This window comes from Microbacterium sp. AISO3, from assembly GCF_002204305.1.
Classification (GTDB): domain Bacteria; phylum Actinomycetota; class Actinomycetes; order Actinomycetales; family Microbacteriaceae; genus Microbacterium; species Microbacterium arborescens.
This window is the reverse complement of the sequence record NZ_NHRF01000001.1, coordinates 192,159-212,869: the sequence shown is the minus strand read 5'-3', so window position 1 is coordinate 212,869 and position 20,711 is coordinate 192,159. Positions and strand designations below refer to the sequence as shown.

General features: G+C 71.6%; 23 protein-coding genes. 8 read left to right on the top strand and 15 right to left on the bottom strand.

Annotated elements, in window-relative coordinates; all coding sequences use genetic code 11:
- Entirely contained in the window at positions 1-87 is an 87-nt protein-coding gene (locus CBF90_RS00975; RefSeq protein ID WP_088379687.1) for a potassium-transporting ATPase subunit F, read from the bottom strand.
- A gap of 308 nt (positions 88-395) precedes the next feature.
- Positions 396-611 (bottom strand): hypothetical protein, encoded by a 216-nt coding sequence (locus CBF90_RS00970; RefSeq protein ID WP_088379686.1) that lies wholly within the window; start codon positions 609-611, stop codon positions 396-398.
- Positions 612-726: 115 nt separating this feature from the next.
- Here CBF90_RS00970 and CBF90_RS00965 point away from each other — a divergent pair, with 115 nt between their 5' ends.
- The 5 genes from CBF90_RS00965 (at position 727) to CBF90_RS00945 (ending at position 4,066) form a co-directional block, all read left to right on the top strand.
- Positions 727-1,116 (top strand): hypothetical protein, encoded by a 390-nt coding sequence (locus CBF90_RS00965; RefSeq protein ID WP_088379685.1) that lies wholly within the window; start codon positions 727-729, stop codon positions 1,114-1,116.
- Between the two features lie 9 nt (positions 1,117-1,125).
- Positions 1,126-1,461 (top strand): TraR/DksA C4-type zinc finger protein, encoded by a 336-nt coding sequence (locus CBF90_RS00960; protein ID WP_088379684.1) that lies wholly within the window; start codon positions 1,126-1,128, stop codon positions 1,459-1,461.
- A gap of 163 nt (positions 1,462-1,624) precedes the next feature.
- Entirely contained in the window at positions 1,625-1,990 is a 366-nt protein-coding gene (locus CBF90_RS00955; protein WP_088379683.1) for a helix-turn-helix transcriptional regulator, read from the top strand.
- A 59-nt stretch (positions 1,991-2,049) separates the two neighbouring features.
- Complete coding sequence (locus CBF90_RS00950) at positions 2,050-3,027, top strand: SRPBCC family protein (protein ID WP_088379682.1); 978 nt, start codon at positions 2,050-2,052, stop codon at positions 3,025-3,027.
- A gap of 4 nt (positions 3,028-3,031) precedes the next feature.
- Positions 3,032-4,066, top strand: coding sequence for a DUF1266 domain-containing protein (locus CBF90_RS00945; protein ID WP_240482580.1), 1,035 nt, complete (start codon positions 3,032-3,034; stop codon positions 4,064-4,066).
- Positions 4,067-4,104: 38 nt separating this feature from the next.
- Here the strand turns inward: CBF90_RS00945 and sufU are convergent, their stop codons facing one another.
- Positions 4,105-4,563, bottom strand: a complete 459-nt coding sequence (gene sufU / locus CBF90_RS00940) for a Fe-S cluster assembly sulfur transfer protein SufU (protein ID WP_023953189.1) — start codon at positions 4,561-4,563, stop codon at positions 4,105-4,107.
- Complete coding sequence (locus tag CBF90_RS00935) at positions 4,560-5,888, bottom strand: SufS family cysteine desulfurase (RefSeq protein ID WP_088379681.1); 1,329 nt, start codon at positions 5,886-5,888, stop codon at positions 4,560-4,562. The genes sufU and CBF90_RS00935 overlap by 4 nt, the downstream gene beginning before the upstream one ends.
- A 183-nt stretch (positions 5,889-6,071) precedes the next feature.
- On the opposite strand from CBF90_RS00935, the gene CBF90_RS00930 reads away from it, so the two are divergent.
- The gene (locus CBF90_RS00930; RefSeq protein WP_088379680.1) at positions 6,072-7,019 is read left to right on the top strand and encodes a hypothetical protein; all 948 of its coding nucleotides are present in this window, start codon (positions 6,072-6,074) and stop codon (positions 7,017-7,019) included.
- A gap of 110 nt (positions 7,020-7,129) precedes the next feature.
- Here the strand turns inward: CBF90_RS00930 and CBF90_RS00925 are convergent, their stop codons facing one another.
- The 5 genes from CBF90_RS00925 to CBF90_RS00905 all read right to left on the bottom strand — a co-directional run bounded on the left by CBF90_RS00925 (position 7,130) and on the right by CBF90_RS00905 (position 14,527).
- Positions 7,130-9,193 (bottom strand): APC family permease, encoded by a 2,064-nt coding sequence (locus tag CBF90_RS00925; protein WP_023953183.1) that lies wholly within the window; start codon positions 9,191-9,193, stop codon positions 7,130-7,132.
- A 205-nt stretch (positions 9,194-9,398) separates the two neighbouring features.
- Entirely contained in the window at positions 9,399-10,382 is a 984-nt protein-coding gene (locus tag CBF90_RS00920) for a hypothetical protein (protein ID WP_088379679.1), read from the bottom strand.
- Complete coding sequence (locus tag CBF90_RS00915) at positions 10,379-11,593, bottom strand: amidohydrolase (protein ID WP_071918749.1); 1,215 nt, start codon at positions 11,591-11,593, stop codon at positions 10,379-10,381. Before CBF90_RS00915 ends, CBF90_RS00920 begins: the two co-directional genes overlap by 4 nt.
- Before the next feature lie 198 nt (positions 11,594-11,791).
- On the bottom strand, positions 11,792-12,796 hold the full coding sequence (locus tag CBF90_RS00910) for a LacI family DNA-binding transcriptional regulator (protein WP_088379678.1): 1,005 nt from the start codon (positions 12,794-12,796) through the stop codon (positions 11,792-11,794).
- A gap of 15 nt (positions 12,797-12,811) precedes the next feature.
- Positions 12,812-14,527, bottom strand: coding sequence for a glycoside hydrolase family 13 protein (locus CBF90_RS00905; protein WP_088379677.1), 1,716 nt, complete (start codon positions 14,525-14,527; stop codon positions 12,812-12,814).
- Between the two features lie 78 nt (positions 14,528-14,605).
- Between CBF90_RS00905 and CBF90_RS00900 the strand changes: the two genes are divergently transcribed.
- Complete coding sequence (locus CBF90_RS00900) at positions 14,606-15,124, top strand: adenine phosphoribosyltransferase (RefSeq protein ID WP_023953175.1); 519 nt, start codon at positions 14,606-14,608, stop codon at positions 15,122-15,124.
- Positions 15,125-15,155: 31 nt separating this feature from the next.
- On the opposite strand, the gene hpxO is transcribed toward CBF90_RS00900, so the two are convergent.
- From hpxO to uraD, 6 genes are all read right to left on the bottom strand, one after another.
- On the bottom strand, positions 15,156-16,334 hold the full coding sequence (hpxO, locus tag CBF90_RS00895) for an FAD-dependent urate hydroxylase HpxO (RefSeq protein ID WP_088379676.1): 1,179 nt from the start codon (positions 16,332-16,334) through the stop codon (positions 15,156-15,158).
- Positions 16,331-17,149, bottom strand: coding sequence for an ABC transporter ATP-binding protein (locus tag CBF90_RS00890; RefSeq protein ID WP_137749766.1), 819 nt, complete (start codon positions 17,147-17,149; stop codon positions 16,331-16,333). The genes hpxO and CBF90_RS00890 overlap by 4 nt, the downstream gene beginning before the upstream one ends.
- 11 nt (positions 17,150-17,160) lie before the next feature.
- On the bottom strand, positions 17,161-18,075 hold the full coding sequence (locus CBF90_RS00885) for an ABC transporter permease (protein ID WP_088379675.1): 915 nt from the start codon (positions 18,073-18,075) through the stop codon (positions 17,161-17,163).
- A gap of 18 nt (positions 18,076-18,093) precedes the next feature.
- Complete coding sequence (locus tag CBF90_RS00880; protein ID WP_088379674.1) at positions 18,094-19,047, bottom strand: ABC transporter substrate-binding protein; 954 nt, start codon at positions 19,045-19,047, stop codon at positions 18,094-18,096.
- A gap of 128 nt (positions 19,048-19,175) precedes the next feature.
- On the bottom strand, positions 19,176-19,496 hold the full coding sequence (uraH, locus tag CBF90_RS00875; protein ID WP_088379673.1) for a hydroxyisourate hydrolase: 321 nt from the start codon (positions 19,494-19,496) through the stop codon (positions 19,176-19,178).
- Positions 19,493-20,002 (bottom strand): 2-oxo-4-hydroxy-4-carboxy-5-ureidoimidazoline decarboxylase, encoded by a 510-nt coding sequence (gene uraD / locus CBF90_RS00870; protein ID WP_088379870.1) that lies wholly within the window; start codon positions 20,000-20,002, stop codon positions 19,493-19,495. The genes uraH and uraD overlap by 4 nt, the downstream gene beginning before the upstream one ends.
- Positions 20,003-20,054: 52 nt before the next feature.
- Between uraD and CBF90_RS00865 the strand changes: the two genes are divergently transcribed.
- Positions 20,055-20,708, top strand: coding sequence for a helix-turn-helix domain-containing protein (locus CBF90_RS00865; RefSeq protein WP_023953168.1), 654 nt, complete (start codon positions 20,055-20,057; stop codon positions 20,706-20,708).
- Positions 20,709-20,711 lie beyond the last annotated feature (3 nt).

The following is a 20,711-nucleotide window of genomic DNA, read 5'->3' as shown; positions in this document are numbered from 1 at the left end:
TCAGAACCGTTCGGGCCGCGCGAGGGCGACGACGAGGTAGACGATGGCGGCGACGGCCAGCACCGCCGCGAGGAGCGAGAAGACCATCACAGCTTCTCGACCCCCCGGGCGATGAGGCCGGCGACGGCGAAGAGCGCGAGGATCGCGGCGAGATAGATGAGGTCGAGCACGAGATCCGATGCAACACCCCGCCGGATGCCGCTCCCGCGGTCCTCACGGAATCCATACGGCCTCGCGCCCGCTCCTCACGCCGCCCTCACGGTCTGCGTGGCGATACATCCGTCGGACGGCCGGTGCTGGTGTCGCCTCGCACCCTGCGCCGAGACGACACCCGCACCACCGGTCCTGCAGATGTATCGCCATGCCCCGCCTCACGGCCGGGTCAGGGGGCGGGGTCAGGGCGCGAGGGGGGAGGACTCGTCGTCGATGACCCCGATGCCGACGGCGTGGTGGCTCGGCTCCTCGTCCTTCTGCTCCCGGGCCTTGGGCTCTTCGCCCGGCTCCTTCGCGACGCTGGGCTCTTCGAGCTCCTCCGTCGAGGGGTTCTCGTCGGGGGCGTGCTGGGCGCCCTCGTCGGCGTGCTCGGCCTCGTTGTCGTGGTGTTCGGTCATGTCGTACTCCCTTCCACCCCCAGCGTGCGCCGATCCGGCCGCCGATGTCACCGGCTTGACGTAGCGACTCGCGTGGCCGAAGCGCACCGGGCGGGCCCCTCGGTAAGGTTCGCGGATGACGTCACGGACCGGCACCCGCGCGCTGAACCTGTCGTTCGCCTTCGTCGCCGCGGTGCTGTGGGCTGGAGCCCTGCTGGCAGCGATGCCCGCCGGCATCAACGACGGGCCGAGCGGCGCCTGCGCGCACGCCGTGGGCAACCGCCCGGTGTTCGACCTATCCGTGGTGCCCGAATCCGTCGCGGCCCACGGCGCCTGGCAGCTCTTCCCCCTCGGCGTCGGATGCCGCTACACGGCCCCCACCGGGGAGTCGGTGTTCGTCGGGCCGAGTTACGGGCCGTCGATCATCGCCCTCCATGCGCTCGCCGTCACCGTCATCCTGGCCGGTGTCGTCGTGAAAGACAGGTGGCGCGAGCCGCGTCGCCGCGACGACCTCCTGCGGGCGTAGGGTCGCGGGATGGACCCGGAAGCGCGGCTGCACGAGCGCAAGCGCGAGCTCACCGTGCAGCTCGACCGGCTCGATGCCGACGACGACAGCCTCCGTCACGACCGCGCCGACGCCACTGCCGACGATGAGCACGACCCCGAGGGCTCGACGCTGTCGGGGGAGTGGCAGCGCGTCGAGGCTCTGCGCCGCGCTGCACGGGCCGAGCTCGCCGAGGTCGAGGTTTCCCTCGCCCGCGTCGCCGCGGGCACCTATGGCGTGTGCGCGAGCTGCGGCCGCGACATCCCGGTCGAGCGCCTCGAGGTGCGCCCTCACGCCACGATGTGCGTCGCCTGCGCTTCGCGTTGACCGGGCGCGTAGGCGCCACCGCGTCTGCATCCCGCCAAACGTCGGAGAATCACGCGAGATTCGGGGGGATGCGGCGTCGCGGTCCGAGTTCTGCGTCGATCTCCGAAGTCCGTTCCGCAGGGGGCATTGACACCACCCACGCCGAGTCCTAACGTACAACCAAATGGTTGCACGAAACGATCCCCGACCGAGTGAGCGGAGCGAGCTGAGCGATGACGACATCGACCGCCTCTTCCACGCGCTCGCGACGGCGACGCGTCGCGACATCCTCCGCCGCACGATCGAGCACGAGCAGTCGGTGTCGGCGCTCGCTGCCGACTACGACATGTCGTTCGCCGCGGTGCAGAAGCACATCGGCGTCCTCGAGACGGCCGGCCTCATCGTCAAGCGGGCCGAGGGGCGCGAGCGCCTCGTCCGCGCCGACCCCGCCATGATCGCCCGCGCCCGGGCCCTCCTCGCCCGCTACGAAGACCTCTGGCGTGCCCGCGTCGACCGGCTCGACGCGCTGCTCGCCGAGCCCGAAGACTGACCCCGCAGACCGCAAGCCCGCACCAACCCACGAGCACCATCCGTTCGAAGGAGAATCCGATGCCCGTCACCGACATCACCACCGATGCCGAGAACCTCACGATGACGCTCGTGGCGGATGTCGCCGCGCCCGTCGACCGCCTCTGGCGCGCGTTCACGCAGCCCGCGCAGCTCGAGCGCTTCTGGGGCCCTCCCGGCTGGCCCGCGACCTTCACGCGGTTCGACTTCACGCCGGGCGGACGCGCGCAGTACGCCATGTCGAGCCCGCAGGGCGAGAAGTCGCGCGGAACCTGGGAGTTCATCGCGATCGACGAGGGCCGCAGCTTCGAGGTGCTCGACGCGTTCGCCGACGAGAACGGCGAGCCGATGGAGCAGTTCCCTGCGATGCGCATGCTGTTCTCGTTCGAGACGACCGAGACCGGCTCGCGCCTGACGAACGTCACCTACTTCACCTCGGCCGAAGGCCTCGAGCAGGTCATCGCGATGGGCGCCATCGAGGGCTCGCGCCTCGCCATGGGTCAGCTCGACGCGGTCGTCCAAGACCTCCGCGCGTACGCGCAGGGGCAGGGCACGCGCGTCGAACTGCTCGACGACACGCACGTGCGCATCACGCGGTTCATCGACGGCCCGCGCGAGCTCGTCTGGCGCGCGCACCACGAGACCGCGCTGCTGAAGAAGTGGATGCTGGGTCCCGACGGTTGGACCATGACGGTCGCCGAGCCCGCCACCGACGTGGGCGGGACGTTCCGCTACGCGTGGGAGCAGGAGGGCGCGCCCGAGACGGCGTTCGGTTTCGAGGGCGAGCTGCTGCAGCTCGACGCGCCGCGCCGCGAGGTCACGACCGAGCGGATGTCGGGAGTCGAGGGGCCCGGTACCGTCAACGACCTGCAGCTGTACGAGGAGGACGGCGCGACCCTGCTCACGCTCCTCATCGAGTATCCCGACAAGGAGACGCGCGACACGGTGCTCGCCACCGGCATGGCCGACGGCATGGAGGACTCCTACGCCCGCCTCGAGGCGGAGGTGCTGTCAAAATGATGGGGTGACCGAACCCGTGATCGCCCTGCAGAATCATCCCGGCGACGTGGAGTTCCCCGTCCGCCCGCGGCGGCGGTACACGCGGATGCTGGACGCGCGGCGCAAGGCCGACCCCACGGCCATGCGCAAGCGGGCCCTCCCCGTGACGGCGATCGCGGTGCCGATCGGCATCCTGGGCTTCGTGCTGTCGTACGTGTGGGTGGGCAGCGAGGATTTCGGCAACAACCTGTTCGGTCTCTTCCTCGGGATGTGCGCGGGCCTGCTCGTCGCCTCGATCGTCCTCGCGGTGCGCGATGCCCGCGCACCGCGCGACGCGCAGCGGCAGTACCTCGCCCTTGCGGCGCGCAGCCCGCTGACGCCGCGGCAGCAGCAGATCCTGGCGCTCGACGCCGCGAGCGACTTCGCGATGCGCGGCTGGAACTCGTCGCTCGCCTTCACGCCGACCTTCGCGGAGCTGCCGCAGGAGCTGCGCGCCAAGCACCGTGACGGGGTCGACGGATCGCCGTGGTTCGCGATGCCGCTGCCGGGCATGCAGCAGCTCCGCGCGGCTCTCGACGAGCAGTTCAAGATCGTGTCGCGCTCGGACGCCGAGCTTCTCGTCGCCGACACGCTCGCCCGCGGCGTGCTCTCGACACGGTTCGCCGAGGTCGCGCGGAGCGATGCAGCCGAGCACATGATGTCGCGCATCGCGGCCCTCACGGATCTGCCGGTCTTCGACATCCACGACCTCGCGCGTGGCGACGAGGGACGTCCGCCGCGGCTGCTGCTGGCCGCCGACATCGAGCGCGCGATCGGCGGTGTCCGATACGCCTACGTCGCCGGCTACCTGACCGCCGACGAGGCGTGGACGCTGCTCGAGCCCCTCGCGACGCGCGCGTTCACCACGTACCAGGGTCGCGACGACTATTGGCGCGAGGTCGTCATCGCGACGGCGTTCCGCACGGACTCGCTCGAGTCGGTGCAGCGCCAGCGCGAGACGCTCGCCGAGCTGCAGCGGTCGGACTGGCCCGCGGCATCCGTCGCCTGGCCGTCGGCCTGACCGGCGCCCGGCCCGCGGCCTGCCCGGACGGCCGGGGTTCAGGCCCGCCCGAGACCGTCTTCGAGGGCGACCCAGGCGAGCATCGCGCACTTGACGCGCGCCGAGAACTTCGAGACGCCCGACAGGGCCGCGGCGTCGCCGAAGGTCTCCTCGTCGAGGGGGATGCTGCCTCGCGAGCGCAGCGCCTCACGGAAGCGTTCGATGAGGGCGGCCGCGTCGGCGCGCGTCATCCCGTCACCCTCGACCTCTTCCTCGACCAGCGAGGCGAGCATCGACGCCGAGGCCTGCGAGATCGAGCATCCGGTGCCCTCCCACGAGACCTCGGTGATGCGGTCGCCGTCGACGGCGACGCGCAGCGTGATCTCGTCGCCGCAGACGGGGTTCTTCTGGTGCGAGTCGGCGTGGGCGGCGTCGCCGACGTCGTGCAGCGGGTTGCCGACCGGGTGCTTGGAGTGGTCGAGGATGAGCTCCTGGTACAGCGAGTCGAGCCCGGTCATGCGTGTGCCCCTTCGGCCTGGTCGGTGACGCCGAAGAAGCCGCGGATGCCGCGCACCGCGTCGAGGAACAGGTCGACGTCGTCCTCTGTGTTGTACAGCGCCGTCGAGGCGCGGACGGATGCCGTCATCCCGAACTGCCGGTGCAGCGGAGCTGCGCAGTGGTGTCCGACGCGCACCGCGATGCCCTGCGCGTCGAGGAACTGCCCCGCGTCGTGGGCGTGCACCCCGGCGACGTCGAACGACCACAGGCCGACGCGATCGGCTCCCGGTGCGTCGCCGAGCAGGCGGACGCCGGGGATCTCGCGGAGGCCCGTACCCATGCGCTCGGCGAGGGCGACCTCGTGCGCGTGGATGTTCGCCGGCCCGACATCCTGCAGGTAGCGGACAGCCGCGGCGAGACCGATCGCCGGTCCGACGGCCTGCGTTCCGGCCTCGAACTTCTGGGGAGCCGGCAGGTACTCGGCGTGGTCGAGCGTCACGGTCGTGATCATCGACCCGCCGGTGAGGAACGGCGGCAGCGCGTCGAGCACGTCGGCGCGGCCGTAGAGTCCGCCGATCGCGTAGGGGCCGAGCATCTTGTGGCCGCTGAAGACGGCGAGGTCGACGCCGAGCGCGGGGAGGTCGAGCGGCAGGTGCGGGGCCGACTGGCACGCGTCGAGCACGGTCGTCGCCCCGACCGCCTGCGCGAGGGCCACGATCTCGGCGACCGGGTTGACGATGCCGAGCACGTTCGAGACGTGGGTGAAGGCGACGATCCGGGTGCGTTCGCCGATGATGGATGCCGCGGCATCCAGGTCGAGCGTGCCGTCCGCACGCGCCGGGATGTGGCGGAGCACGGCGCCGGTGCGGGCGGCGAGCTCCTGCCAGGGGATGAGGTTGGCGTGGTGCTCGATCGCCGTCGTGACGATCTCGTCGCCGGGTGCCAGCGCGTACGGTGCGGATGCGGGCGCGCCGCGGCCGAGCGTGGCGTTGCCGATCGCGTAGGCGACGAGGTTGAGGCCGGCCGTCGCGCCGCTGGTCCAGACGAGCTGCTCGGGCTGGGCGCCGACGAACCGGGCCACGGCGGCACGGGCGTCCTCGAAGAGATCGGTCGCCTCTGCGGCGAGCGTGTGCGCGCCGCGGTGAACGGCGGAGTTGGCGTGCGTGAGGAAGTCGCGTTCGGCGTCGAGGACCGCGGTGGGCTTCTGGCTCGTCGCGGCGGAGTCGAGGTACACGAGCCGGTGCCCGTTGACCTGCTCCGAGAGGATCGGGAAGTCGGCGCGCAACGACACCGCGTCGAGCGGGCTGACGCGCGGCGACGCGGCGGGAACGGCGGAAGAACTCACCCCTCTAGGCTACGCCCGCCCACCGACCCGAGCTCGGGCGCGGGTGGCCGGCTGGCGGCGAGAACGTACCGCCGCCACCAGAACGCACCGTGCGGGGTACGCGCTCGCCGCGACGGTGCGCACTCGAGCCGGGGCACCGGCAGGGCCGGGGCGCCGGACGGGGAGCGCTGGCACGATGGGGGCATGAGCGACACGACTCCCGACCCGAGCGGACTGCACGACGCGGCGCGCGACCGCACCCGGCGAGACCAGCTGGCCGCGCACGCCGACGCCGCGCGCCGCCTCGTCGAGCAACGCGAGAGCGAGCTCACCGAGATGCAGCAGAAGCTGCGGGTCGAGACAGCGGACGTCCGTCGACTCGAGCGCTTCTCGCCCGCGCAGGTGTGGGGCCTCCTCCGCGGTGACATCGACGACAAGCTCGCCGTCGAACGCGCGGAGCAGCAGGCGGCCGAGCACGCCGTCGACGGCGCGACCGAGCGACTCGCGCACGCCCGGGCCGACCTCGCCCGCATCGAGGGCGAGATCGCCGCGCTGGGAGACGTGGACGCCGCCTACTCCGCTGCTCTCGGACGGCGTGAGGAAGAGCTGCGCGTGGCCGGCCGGGAGGCCGCGGCCGAGCTCACCCGACTCGACGCCGAGGCCGGCGAGCTCAGCGCCGAGTCGCATGAGATCACCGAGGCGCAGGTCGCTCTCGGCCGGGCGCAGGAGGCGCTCGCCGTCGCCCAGCGCGACCTCGATGCCGCGGGAGGCTGGTCGACCTACGACACGTTCTTCGGCGGCGGCATGATCGCCGACTGGATGAAGCACGACCGGATCGGACGCTCCGCGCGTGCTTTCGCGGCCGTCAACCGCGCCCTCGAGACGCTCGCCACCGAGCTCGCCGACATCGACGCGCCGCCGGTCGCGGGTGTGCAGATCTCGGAGTCGCTCGCCGTCTTCGACGTGCTGTTCGACAACGTGATCTCCGACTTCATGGTGCGTCAGCGCATCGCCGACGCGCAGGCCGCGGCATCCGACCTCGATCTGCGCCTGCGCGGGCTGAACGACTATCTCGCCCAGCGAGCGGATGCCGTATCCGCGCGCACCGCCGATCTCCTCTCCCGCCGCGAGCGCCTCCTCCTCGCCCCCTGACCCCCCGATCCGCCGCGCGAGGGCGTACCGCTGCCGCGAGAAGGCACCGTGAAAGGTGCGCCCTCGCCGAGAGGGCGCGCTCTCGCGCGCGCCGGGCGCCGGGCGCGGGCTCAGCGCTCGTCGGGGGACTCGGTGTGGGCCACCAGGCCGTAGGTCGCGGAGGCGCGGCCGGCGCGGTCGTCGCCGGGCATCGGGCGCGAGCGGCGGCCGTAGACGATCTCCGACGAGTCGAGCAGCCAGGGAACGAGGGTGATCTGCACGCCGTGCACCATCATGAGCTGCTGGGCGATGCGCCGGGCGCGTCGGTTATGCAGGAAGGTCTCCCACCAGTGCCCGACGATGTACTGCGGCAGGTAGACCGTGACGACGGATGAGCCGTGCTTCTCGCGGTACTTGCGGATGAAGGCGGCGAGCGGGGCCGCGTACTGACGGTAGGGCGACTCGATGATCACCAGCGGCACCGGCATCCCGTGCACTTCCCAGTCGGTCTGGATCTCTTGCGCCGATTCCTTCGACACCGCCACGTGCACGGCGATCGTCTTGTCGTGCTTGGCCGAGAGGGCGTAGTCGACGGCCTTCGCGACCGGCTTCTGCAGGCGGTTCACCAGGACGAGGGCGACGTCACCGGTCGAGCCGTAATGCACGTCGTCGTCCATCGCGATCTCGTGCTCGACGTCGCGGTAGTAGCGGCTGACGCCGACCATGAGGAACGCCAGGATCGGGATCGCGATGAACACCAGCCAGGCGCCGTGGGTGAACTTCGTCACGGTGACGATGACGAGCACCGCGACGGTGAAGGTCGCGCCGATGCCGTTGATGACCAGTCCCCGGCGGGCCTCCGCGCGGTCGGCCGACGCCGACGGATGCAGCAGCCGCAGCTCGCGCCGCCAGTGCTTGACCATGCCGACCTGGCCCAGCGAGAACGACACGAACACGCCGATGATGTACAGCTGGATGAGCGTCGTGAGGTCGGCCTGGAACACCACGAGCACGAGGATCGCGGCGAGCCCCAGGATGATCATGCCGTTGGAGAAGACGAGCCGGTCGCCGCGGGTGTTCAGCGACTTCGGTGCGTACCCGTCGCGGGCGAGCACGGCGCCCAGCAGCGGGAATCCGTTGAACGCCGTGTTCGCGGCGAGCAGCAGCACGCACGCCGTCGCCGCCTGGATGATGAAGAACGGGATCGACCCCATGCCGAAGGTGGCAGCCGCGATCTGGGCCATGAGGCTCGGCTGCGGCTGGTTGACGCAGTCGAAGCCGACGAGGGCGCAGGGGTCCTCCGCGTAGTGGACGCCGGCGATGAGGCCGAGCGCCGTCAGGCCCGAGAACAGCAGGATGGCGATCGTGCCCATCATGACGAGGGTCTTCTGCGCGTTCGCGATCTTCGGCGCGCGGAAGGCCGGCACTCCGTTCGAGACCGCCTCGACACCGGTCAGGGCCGAGCAGCCGCTCGAGAACGCCCGCAGGATCAGGAGGATGAGCGCGACCTGGCTGAGGCTCTCGGCCTCCATCGCGAACTGCGCGCTCGAGGCGACGGGGGCGTCGCCGAGCAGCGTGCGGATGAGCCCGGTCGCCACCATGACGCCGACCGAGCCGATGAAGATGTACGTCGGCACGGCGAACGCCGACGACGCCTCGCGCACGCCGCGCAGGTTGACGATGATGATGAGGACGACGAACCCGACCGCCAACTCGACTCGCCAGGGGGCGAGACCGGGCAACGCCGAGATGATGTTGTCGACACCGGATGCCACCGACACCGCGACCGTCAGGATGTAGTCGACCAGCAGCGCGGCCGCAACGACGACTCCGGCCTTCTCGCCGAGGTTCGTGCGCGCGACCTCGTAGTCGCCGCCGCCCGACGGGTATGCCTTGATGAGCTGACGGTAGCTCAGCACGACGACGATGAGCAGGGCCACGACCGCGAGCGCGACCCACGGGCTGAAGGCGAGCATCGCCGTGCCGCCGATCGCCAGGATCATCAGCAGTTCCTGGGGCGCGTAGGCGACCGACGACAGGGCGTCGGAGGCGAAGATCGGAAGCGCCCGGCGCTTCGGCAGGAGCTGGTCGTCGAGCTTCTCGGAATCGAGCGGGTCGCCGATGAGGATGCGCTTCGCGATAGGCGTGGTTTCCTCGCCCGGTTCGCGACTGTCAGTGGTCACGGCGGGCGACATTACGCCTGGCGCGGCATCCTGCGCAATCTCGCCGCGCCGAGCGTCACCAGAGCGTTGTCGAACCGCCGTTTTCTCGCCGTGCCCGCGTGCGCGGATGCAACGAATCGGTCACGGCGCGCCGGGAACGGATGCCGCGCCGCGGCGCGTCGGTGACGATCCGTTGGATCGCGGCACGGGCCCGCCCCGCGGCCGACCCGCGGCAGACTCAGCGGCCGGCGCGGAACGTGTAGGTGACGGTGACCTTGCTGCCCTCGACCGTGACGGCTGCCCCGAAGCGGCGCTGCCCGTCCTGGTAGAAGGTGTTGCGATCCGAGCCGAACACGAACGATCCGCCCTGACCGGAGTCGGGACCGAGCGCCGCGACCTCGTCGGCCGACATGTCGAGCCCGACGCCGAAGTCGTCGGTCACCGGCACGTCGATGTCCGAGTCGTAGGAGATGAACGTCGGTGCCGGGACCTCGGATCGCGGACGGTTGCTCTCGTTGAGGTAGACGTCGTAGAGCCGGAAGCCCTCCCACGCGTAGATCCGATACGCGTAGTTCTCCGCGTCGCCGTTCTGGAAGTCCTCCGTCGGCGCCGCGCCGAAGAGCTCGGTGAGCGCCGCCACGGCCGGGGCCGCGTCATCCGCCCACGCGTGCGTGAAGACCGTCGAACCGCTCGCGTCGCTGATGGTGAATCCGTCGGCGGTCACCGCGACGCCGGAGGTCGCTGCTGGGGCGCTCGGGCTCTCCGACGGCTGCGGGGTCGCCGACGGCTGCGGGATCGACTGCGTCGCCGGAGCCGTGGGCACCGGGTCGGCCGCGGGCTCCTGACGCTGGGACTGCTGCGTCAGGTAGATCGCGAACACCACGACGACTGCGACGACCAGCAGTCCGGCGATGCTGGAGAGGATGACGAGCAGACGACGATCGCCGCCGCCGCCGCCGCCGCCGTTGCTCGGCTCGGCCGGACGCGGCGCGAGGGGCTCGTCGGGCCAGCCCGCCATGACGGAGGGCGTCCCCGCCCCCTTCTCGCGCTTGGGACCGGGCTCGCGCGATGCGCGGGGCTTCTTCGCGCGGGGCTCCCGGGGCTCGCGGGGCTCCCGGGGCTCGCGGGGCTCCCGGGGTGCTTTCTCGCGCTTCGCGCGCTCGGGCTTGGCCGGCGGCTCGTAGGGCTCGAAATCGGCGAACGGGTCGTTGGGGTCGCTCATGCGAGGAACTCCTTGGCTGCCACGACGAGGTTCTCGACCCCGCGCTCGATCGTCGGGTGCATGACCGGCGCGAAGAACGGGGAGTGGTTGGTGGGGATGTCGCGCTCGACGGTGCCCGCCGCGACGGCATCCGCGAACTTCTGCGGGTCGACGCCGCCCCAGAACCAGAACACGAGCGGAACGCCGGCCTCGCGCGCGAACCACGAGACGTCCTCGCTTCCGGTGAACATGCCGGGGTCGACGACGCTGCCCTCGCCGAACGCGCGCTCGAAGGCGGCGGTCAGGCGTGCGGTCGCCGTGTGGTCGTTGATCGTGGGCGGCAGGGTGTGATCGGTCGTGATGGTCGGCTCGGTCTCGGCGCCGGATGCCGCGGCCTCGGCGCGCACGATGCGTTCGACCTTCGCCAGGACGCGCTCGCGGGCCTCGTCGTCGGGGTATCGCAGACTGAGCTCGAGCTTGGCCTCGGCGGGGATGATGTTGTTCTTCAGGCCGGCGTGGATCGAGCCGACCGTCACGACAGCTACGTCGCGGGGGTCGACCTCACGCGAGACGATCGTCTGCAGCCGCATGACGGTCGCCGCCGCCATCACGACCGGGTCGATCGTGGAATGCGGGCGCGAGCCGTGTCCGCCGCGGCCGTGCAGCACGACCGTCAGGCCGTCGGATGCCGCCATCTGCGTGCCGGGTCGCACACCGATGACACCCGCGGGGAGCGGCGTGACGTGCTGGCCCAGCACGATGTCGGGCTTCGGGAAGCGGTCGAGCACGCCGTCGGCGATCATCGCCTGCGAGCCGGCGCCGTACTCCTCGGCGGGCTGGAAGACGGCGACGACGGTTCCCGACCACTCGTCGCGCGTCCCGACGAGCTGCTCGAGGGCGCCGAGCAGTGCCGTGACGTGCATGTCATGGCCGCACGCGTGCATGACGGGCACGTCGTTGCCGGCAGGGTCGACGCCGCGCGCCGTGGAGGCGTATTCGAGGCCGGTCTGCTCGGGAACGGGCAGGCCGTCCATGTCGGCGCGGAGCCACACGACGGGACCGTCTCCGTTGCGGATCGCGGTCACGACACCGGTGCGGCCGACGCCCTCCTCGTACGGGAGACCGAGCTCGCTGAGCCGAGCCGCGATGACAGCGGCCGTCCGCGTCTCCTGGAACGACAGTTCCGGGTGCCGGTGCAGGTCGGTGTAGAGGGCGTCGAGGTCCAAGGCCATGCTTCGAGCCTACGGGAGGCCGCCTGCGCGCCGCCTAGGGGCCGTTGCAGAGCCTGGGGCGATACAGCTGTCGGATGCGCGGTGCTGGTGTCGTGTGCACGCGGCGTCCGGACCCCACCGGCCCCGCGGGTCCGACGAATGTATCGGCGCCGGCGCGGCCCCGGCGTGGGCGCGGCCCCGGCCGCCTCGGGCCCCGACTCAGGCGGGTGGGGCCGTGCTCGACCGCTCCACGAGGGCGAAGTCGAGGTCGGCCGGGGGCTCGGACGCCGCCCCGCGCAGGGCGGCGATCATCGCCGAGGCCACGCGCTCGCCCTGCCGCCCCGGGAACTGGTCGACCGTCGTGAGCCCGAAGAACCCGCCGAGGTCGTGGCCGTCGACCCCGATGACCGACACGTCCTCCGGCACGCGCAGCCCGAGCTCCCGCGCCGCGAGCATCGCGCCGATCGCCATCTCGTCCGAGGCCGCGAAGATCGCCGTCGGTCGTGCCTCTGCGTCGCGGAGCAGCCGCGTCGCAGCGTCGTGTCCGCCGGCCATCGTGAAGTCCGCGGCGGCGAAGCGATCGGCCCGCGGTGCGAGACCGGCCTCGGCCAAGGCCGCCTCGAAGCCGCGGCGACGCTGCGACGGGATGTGGAAGTCGCCCTCGAATTGCGGATGCAGACCGATATGGGCGATGTCGCGGTGCCCGAGGCCGAGCAGGTGCTCGGTCGCGGTCCGGGCCACCTCGATCTCGTCGACGGTGAGCGATCGCAGGCCGGCCAGCTGCCCGCCCATCGCGATGACCGGAAGGCCGAGGTCGCCCAGCTGCGCGATCTCGTCGTGTGCGAGCGCCATCGACACGACGATCACCCCGTCGACCCGCTGACGCCGGAGCGACGTCGCGAACACCCGGCGGCGCTCGTCGGCCTCGGCGGTGAGGGCGTACAGCGCGACGTCGTAGCCGTCGCGCTGGAGTGTCGCGGCGACGCCCGTCAGCACGCGCGAGAAGAACCAGCGGTCCAGGATCGGAACGAGCACACCGATGTTGCGCGTGCGTCCGGACGCGAGGCTCGAGGCCGCCGACGAGACGACGTAGCCGAGGTCGGATGCCGCGCGCAGCACGCGCTCGCGCGTCGCGGGCGACACCGGACCACGGCCGCTGAGGGTGCGGGAGACGGTCGCCGTCGAGACCTCGGCGCGTCGCGCGACGTCGTCGATGCCGACCATCCCCCGCTCCTCTCGTCAGCTCGCGCGGATCCAGACCGCCGCGTCGACGGGCAGCTCGGAGCCGCCTTCAGCGCGCTCAGCGAGGCCGGCGACGCTCGAGACCAGGATCTCACCGGCGGGCAGTGCGACCGCATCCGTCCCGGTGTTGGCGACGACGAGCACGTCGCCGTTGCGGAACGCCACGACGTCGTCGCCGAGCTGCAGATCGACCCACTCGAGCGATCCGGTTCCCAGGTCGTGCCGGCGGCGCGCCGCCAGGAGCTCGCGGTAGAGCGTCAGAGTCGAGGCGGGGTCGCCGTCCTGCACCGAACGAGCGAGGCCGTGCCACTCCTCGGGCTGCGGCAGCCACGAAGCGCCGGTGGGGCTGAACCCGTAGCCGGGGGCGTCGGCCTCCCACGGGATCGGGACGCGGCATCCGTCGCGGCCGTAGCGCTCGCCGTCGGTGCGGAACCAGGTCGGGTCCTGACGAGCGTCGTCGGGCAGGTGCACGACCTCGGGAAGCCCGAGCTCCTCGCCCTGATACAGGTACGCCGAGCCGGGGAGGGCCAGCATGAGCGTCGTCGCGGCGCGGGCGCGGGCGAGGCCCACGACAGGGTCCGGCTGGCCGGGGGAGTCGGGTCCGAGGCCGTGGCCCTGGGGGTTCTCGGCCGTCAGCGCCAGGCGCGAGGCGTGGCGGACGACGTCGTGGTTCGACAGCACCCAGGTGGCCGGCGCGCCGACGGCGGGGAAGGCGCGCAGCGACTCGGAGATCACCTCGGTGAGGTGGTCGGCATCCCACTCGGTCTGCAGGTACGGGAAGTTGAACGCCTGGTGCATCTCGTCCTGGCGCACCCACAGAGCGGTCTCGTCGACCGTGGGCAGCCACGCCTCGGCGCAGAGGGCCCGGTCGCCCTCGTACTCGGCGAGGATGCGGTTCCATCGGCGGTAGATGTCGTGGACGCCCTCCTGGCCCCAGTAGGGGACATCGAGGCTGTCGCCGCCCATCGATCCGGCGTCTTCGGCGGGCACGAAGTCGGGCAGACCGTCGGACTTGACCAGTCCGTGGGCCACGTCGACGCGGAAACCGTCGACCCCGCGGTCGAGCCAGAAGCGGAGGATGCGCTCGAACTCGTCGCCCACCTCGGGGTTGGACCAATCGAAGTCGGGCTGGGTCGAGTCGAAGAGGTGCAGGTACCACTGGCCCGGCGTGCCGTCGGGGTTCGTCGTGCGGGTCCAGGCGGGGCCGCCGAAGACCGATTCCCAGTTGTTGGGAGCCTCGTCGCCGTTCTCGCCCTTGCCGTCGCGGAAGATGTAGCGCGCGCGCTCGGGGCTGCCGGGTTCGGCGGCGAGGGCCTGCTGGAACCACGCGTGCTGGTCGGACGAGTGGTTGGGGACGAGGTCGACGATGACCCGGATGCCGCTGTCGTGCGCCTCCGCGAGCATGGTGTCGAAGTCGGCGAGCGTGCCGAAGAGCGGGTCGACGTCGCAGTAGTCGGAGACGTCGTACCCGGCATCCTTCTGCGGCGACCGGAAGAAGGGACTGAGCCAGACGGCGTCGACGCCGAGGTCGGCGAGGTCGCCCAGGCGCGAGGTGATGCCGGCGAGGTCGCCGATGCCGTCACCCGACGCGTCGGCGAACGAGCGGGGGTAGATCTGATAGATGACGGCGGTGCGCCACCACTCGGCGCCGGGCCGGGAGATCCCGATCGGGGCGAGGGTCGATGCCGCCGTGTCCACGGAGGAGGAGGTCATGGCGCTCACTCTAGTGCAAGCGCTTGCAGTCGTGTCGTCGCCGTCGGAGGCCTCTCGAAACAGGCCTAGGGTGGTTCGGTGACTTCCGACCCCCTCGAGCACGCCGAGTCGCTCATCGCGCTCATCCCGGACTTCCCCGAACCGGGCATCCTCTTCCGCGACATCTCGCCGCTGCTCGCCGACGCGACCGCGTTGCGCACCGTCATCGACGCGATCATCACGCCCTTCGCCCGCGAGTTCGACGTCGTCGCCGGCGTCGAGGCACGCGGATTCCTCATCGCCGGTGCGGTGGCCGCCGCGAGCGGCGTCGGCATGGTGCCGATCCGCAAGGCGGGCAAGCTGCCGCGCCCGGCGGCATCCGTCTCGTACGACCTCGAGTACGGTCAGGCGACGATCGAGATGGCGGACGACCTGCCCCGCGGCACCCGCGTGCTGCTCGTCGACGACGTGCTGGCCACGGGGGGAACCCTGCGTGCCGCCCAGCGCCTGCTCGAAGGCCTCGGCCACCGGACCGTCGGGACCGCCGTGCTGATGGAGCTCACCGAGCTCGGCGGACAGGACGTCTGCGGTCCGGTGCACACGATCTTCCGCGTCTGACCTCGCTCGCGCCCTCGCGGGCGGGGCGCCGTCAGAGCACGCCGGCCCCCAGGTTGATCGGGCTGCCCGCGATGTTGCCCACGATGCCGCGGATGATGCCGGCCCCGTCGGTGCCGCGCAGGCCCCGATACCAATTCGCGGTGACCTCCGGGTCGGCGCCGTGCGTCTCGGCCGCGCGGGCGCGGGCCCGCAGCACGAGGTCACCGGCCCGCTCGACGCGCGACGCGGCATAGCGCCGCAGCGTGTCTTCGACCGACACGGTGTCGGTCGCGACCGCGATGCCGAGGGCGAAGGCGTCCTCCAGCGCCGAGCATGCGCCCTGTCCGATGTCGGGCGTCGTGTTGTGCGCCGCGTCTCCGAGGATCGCGACGCGTCCGCGGGTCCAGGTGTCGAAGGGGTCGATGTCCCAGATCTCGACGCGGTTCAGCGAGCCCTCGCGTTCGATCGCCTCGATCAGCGCCCGCGTGCCGGGGGCCCAGTGCGCGAACGCCTCGTGCAGCTCGGCGAGGGCGTCGCCGTCCTCGCCGGAGGGGCGCGGGATGTCGAACCAGTAGTAGAAACGTCCGCCGGCGATCGGCATGACGGCCGCCCGCTTGCCCTCGGCGACGTAGGTGGTCCACTGGTCGTCGGGCCCGATGCGTCCGTCGAACGCGACGAGTCCGTTGTAGTTCGTGTACCCGGCGTACGTCCGCTCGATCGGCGGCTCGTCGGCGCCGGTGACGTAGTCGCGCGTGAACGACCGGGCGCCGTCGGCGCCGATGAGCATGTCGGCGGTATCGGTGGTGCCGTCGGCGAACGTCGCGGTGACGGTCGTGCCGTCGTCGTCGATGCCGACGAGCTGCATGCCGAGCCGGATCCGGTCGGTGCCGAACCGCTCCATCAGCAGGTTCTGCAGGTCTGCGCGTGCGACGGGGTACGCGCGCTGCCCGGTCTGCTGTTCGACCGGCGCGAGCGAGAACCGGCACAGCTCCTCGCCCGTGATGCCGTCGCGGTAGGCCATGTGGTCGAGCGCACCGCCGAGCGCCGCGACCTCCGGCCCCACTCCCAGCCAGTTGAGCACCTTCACGCCGTTCGACCAGAGCGACAGCGCCGCGCCGACCGGCCGGTTCTCGCGCATCCGGTCGTAGACGACGACGTCGTGGCCGAGCCGCTGCAGGGCGATGCCGGCGCTCGTACCGCCGACGCCGGCGCCGATCACGATGACCTTCATGCCGCCGCCACCGGCTCGTGCACGAGGTCGGAGATGATGCGCTTGTACTCGGTGAACGCCGGCGAGAGGATGTCGCGCTGCGGGGGCAGGTCGATCTCGACGATGCGACTGATGTGCCCCGGCACCCCGTGCGACGCGCCACCGGTCATCACGACGACCCGGTCGGCGAGGAAGACGGCCTCCTCGATCGAGTGGGTGATGAAGACGACGGTCGTGCGCGTCTCGAGGTGGATGCGCTTGAGCTCGGCCTGCAGGTCGGAACGCGTCAGCGCGTCGAGGGCGCCGAACGGCTCATCCATGAGCAGCACGCGGGGCTCGTTGGCCAGCACGCGTGCGATCGCGACGCGCTGCTGCATCCCGCCCGACAACTGCCCCGGGTACTTGGCCGCGAACCGGGTCAGCCCGACGGCTGCGAGGAAGCGGTCGACCAGCTCGTTCACCCGCGCACGGGGGAGGCGCCGGCGCCGGGGGCCGTACGCGATGTTCTCGCGCACGGTGAGCCACGGGAACAGCCCGTAGTCCTGGAAGACCACTCCGCGATCCGGCCCGGGACGCGTGACCGGGGCGCCGCCGACCGAGACCGAGCCGCTGCTTGCTTCCTCGAAGCCGGCGAGGATGCGCAGCACCGTGCTCTTGCCGCATCCGGAGGCCCCGACGATCGCGACGAACTCGCCCGAGGCGATGCTCAGGTCGACGCCGGCGACGGCCTGGGTGCCCGCCCATTCGGGACCGTAGCGCTTGCCCAGATCCACGATCTCGACGGAGGCCGAGGTGTCGGCGGCGAGATCCGCCGCGGGGGAGATGATGTCGGTCATCGTCGCTCCAGTCACTTGATGAGGGGTCGGCCGCGCGTCGCGAGACGGAAGACCCCGACGAGGATGCGGTCGGAGAGGAAGCCGGCGGCGCCGATCGTCACCATCCCCACGACGACCATGTCGGTGCGCACGACGTCGCGGGCGAGGATGATGGCCGACCCGAGGCCGACGTTCACCCCCACCGACTCGCCGAGCACGAGCACGACCCAGGCGATGCCGAGGCCGACCCGCAGGCCGTTCATGATCGACGGCGCCGATGCGGGGACGACCACCTGCGTCAGGATCTCGCTGCGCCGGGCGCCCAGCATCCGACCGGCTTCGACCAGCCGCTGCGGCACCTCCTTCGACCCGCTGATGGCTCCCAGCACGATCGGGAAGAACGCCGAGAGGGCGATGAGGAAGATCGTCGCCTGGTCGCCCCAGCCGATCAGCAGCCCGACCAGCGGGACCCACGCCGTCGCCGGGATGGGGCGGAAGAGGTTGATGAAGGGGTCGAAGAGGCCGTCCATCGTGTACGAGCGGCCCATGACGATCCCGAGGGGGATCGCGATGGCCGCGGCGATCGCGAAGCCGACCAGCACGCGCAGCGCCGACGTGCCGAGGTTGACCCAGAGGTCCCCCGAGAAGGCGTCGTCGTTCACGCCGCCGAACCCGTAGTCCCACAGCGACGTCACGACCTCGGCGGGCGTCGGCAGGAACGCCATCCGGATGCCGATGAGCGGGATCTCCCACTCCTGGTCGCGGCCGATCTGCCACAGGACGACGAAGAGGAACGGCACCGGCAGGCCGAGCAGGAACCGGTAGAGAGCTGCCCGCTGGTTGGGTCGGCGTGCCGGCGGGCGGCGCCGGTGCGCCGGTGCGCTCGCCGGCGCACCGGCGACGACGGCTGCGTCGTCGGTGCGCCCGGACGGGACGGTGTCGGTCATGGTGCTTCTCCCCGCGGGTCAGTCGGCGAAGCTCGTGTCGACGATCGTGTCGGCGGTCGGCGTCGAGGTGATCAGGCCGATCGAGGCCATGGCTCCGGCGAGGGCCTCGAGCTGGCCGACGTACTCGTCCGAGAGGTCCGACCGCAGCCAGAAGTTCTCGAGCGCCGAGGTGAGGACCTCCTCGTCGCCGCCGAACTCCTCGACCATGCCGGGCAGCCACTCCTCGATGTTGTCGGCCATGTAGGCCGTCGTCGCGGCGTGGGTGTCGACGACTCGCTGCACCAGCTCGGGGTTCTCCTCGATCAGCTCGCCGGTCGTGACGAGTCCGATGTTCACGCGCCCGATGGGGGTGGAGTAGGGGTCGACGACCTCGGTGCCGCCGGCGGCCTTCGCGATCGAGACGCCGATCTCGACTCCCATGAAGGCGTCGATGTCGCCGCTCGCGAAGGCCGAAGCCATCTCGGGGACGGGGATCGGGGTGAGCTCGAAGTCGTCGGGTGACATGCCGGCCTCGTCGATGAGCAGTCGCAGCGCGACCTCCTGCGCCGAGCCCTGGACGATGCCGATCTGCGAGCCCGCGAGCTCGGCGAGGGAGGTCTCGCCGTTGCCGATGAAGCCCGACCCGCCGTCGGCGGCGCTCGCGACGATGCGCAGGTCGCGGTTCTGCGAGATCGACGAGATGGTCGGGGTGACGCCGGTGATCGCGAAGTCGATGCTGCCCGAGACGAGCGCGTCGGAGAGTGCCGGGGTGGTGTCGAGCGTCACGACCTCGAACTCGACGCCGTCGACGGCGTGGTCGGCGTAGAGGAACGGCTGGTAGAAGTGCGGCTGGCCGCGCAGGGTGCCGACCTTGACGGTCTCGACGCCGTCATCGCCCGCGGCGTCGTCGCCGGCGGAGCTGCAGCCGGCGAGGACGAGGGCGGCGAGGGAGACGGCGGCCAGGAGGACGACGCGGGGTGAACGTGCGCGCATGGGGTTCCGATCGGAGGAGGACGGCGGTGCAGAGGACTGCCGTCATTCAACGGTTTCCGATCGCTCGCGAGGTGAAGGCCGTGTAACGACCTTGTTAAGCCAGCGCTTAAGGTGCGTGAGCGCGGGGTTCAGCTGCCGCGGTAGGTCGAGTACGCGAACGGGCTCAGCAGCAGCGGCACGTGCAGGTGGGGCTCGTCGCCGACGGTGAAGCTGACGGTCGCCGACGGGTAGAAGGTCGCGGTGCCGGACCGGGCGAAGTGCCCGCCCGTGTCGAACGTCAGCGCGTAGATTCCCGGCTCGAGCCGGTCGGGCCCGAGCGCGAGCCGTCCGTCGGCATCGGTCGAGCCCGTCGCGATGACGGCTCCGCGGGCGTCGGCGAGCTCGATCGCCACGTCGACAGCGGGAGTGCCGGTCGCCGCGTCCAGCACATGAGTGGTCAGGTGGGTCATGCCGGCGCCTCCGCGGTGACGGTCTGCGACAGGCGGAGCAGCGCGATCTCGGCCAGCTGGCCGAGGGCCTCGGCCGTCTCGGCGCGGTCGTCGTTGCCGAGGCGCCGCTCGAGCTCGGCGCGCATCTCGCCCGGGGTCCGGCCGGCCGCCCGGATGAGGAAGACACGGTCGAACCGCTCCTCGTAGCGCCGATTGCCCGCCGCGATCGCGGCGGCGTCGTCATCGGATGCCGACCGCATCGCGGCCTGCTCGGATCGCGACGCGTCGCCCTCGGCACCCGGCTCGTCGACGCGGGCGCCGATGCGCGGATGATGCGCGAGCGCGGCATCGAGGTCGTCCTCGTTCCAGTGCGCCGACTCGGCCCGCGCCCGGGCGCCCAGCTCCGCGACGTCGCGGTACGGCCGCCCGGCGACCAGGGTCTCGACCCAGCGGGGGATGGGGGCCCAGACGGCGACGACGCGTCGGGCATCGTCCGCGCTGAGGGCGTGGAACTCGTCGAGGTGCATGCGCGTCACGGTACTGTCACCGCGTTTCTCCTGCGTTACATATCATCGTGCCGTGGAACCGCAGCGCGCCGAGCCCGACCTTCCCGCGTCGATCGGGCGCCGCCTGCGGGCGCTGCGCACCCGGACGGGGCGCTCGCTCGCCTCGGTCGCGCAGGAGATGGGCATCTCGGCGAGCGCCCTGTCGCAGATCGAGACGGGTGCGATGCAGCCGTCGGTTCACCGGCTCGTCGAGCTCGTCGGGGTGCTGGGCGCTCCGGTGTCGGTCATCTTCGACGATCACGCCGTCGCGGTGATCCCCGATGCCGATGCCCCCGGCGAGCTGAACGAGCCCGTCCCCGGCGTCTTCGTCGCCCGCGTCGGCACCGAGACCACGGCGCACCTCGGCGGCGGCGTCACCTACCGGCGGCTGACGCCCGTGCCCATCAGTGGCGTGGAGCACTTCGAGTCGACCTACCCGCCGGGCGCGAGCTCGAGCGCCGACGGCGGCCTCCTCGTCCACGCAGGCTACGAGAGCGGGCTCGTCGTGACGGGGACGCTCACCTTCGAGTTCGCCGACGGCGAGGTCGAGCTCGGCCCGGGCGAGTCGCTCTCGTTCGCGGCATCCCGACCGCACCGCGTCGCGAACCGCACCGACAGCGTCGCGGTCGCGACGTGGCTCACGGTCGTCGGGTCGACGGGGCCGGTCGACGGCGCGACGGGGCGCTGAGAC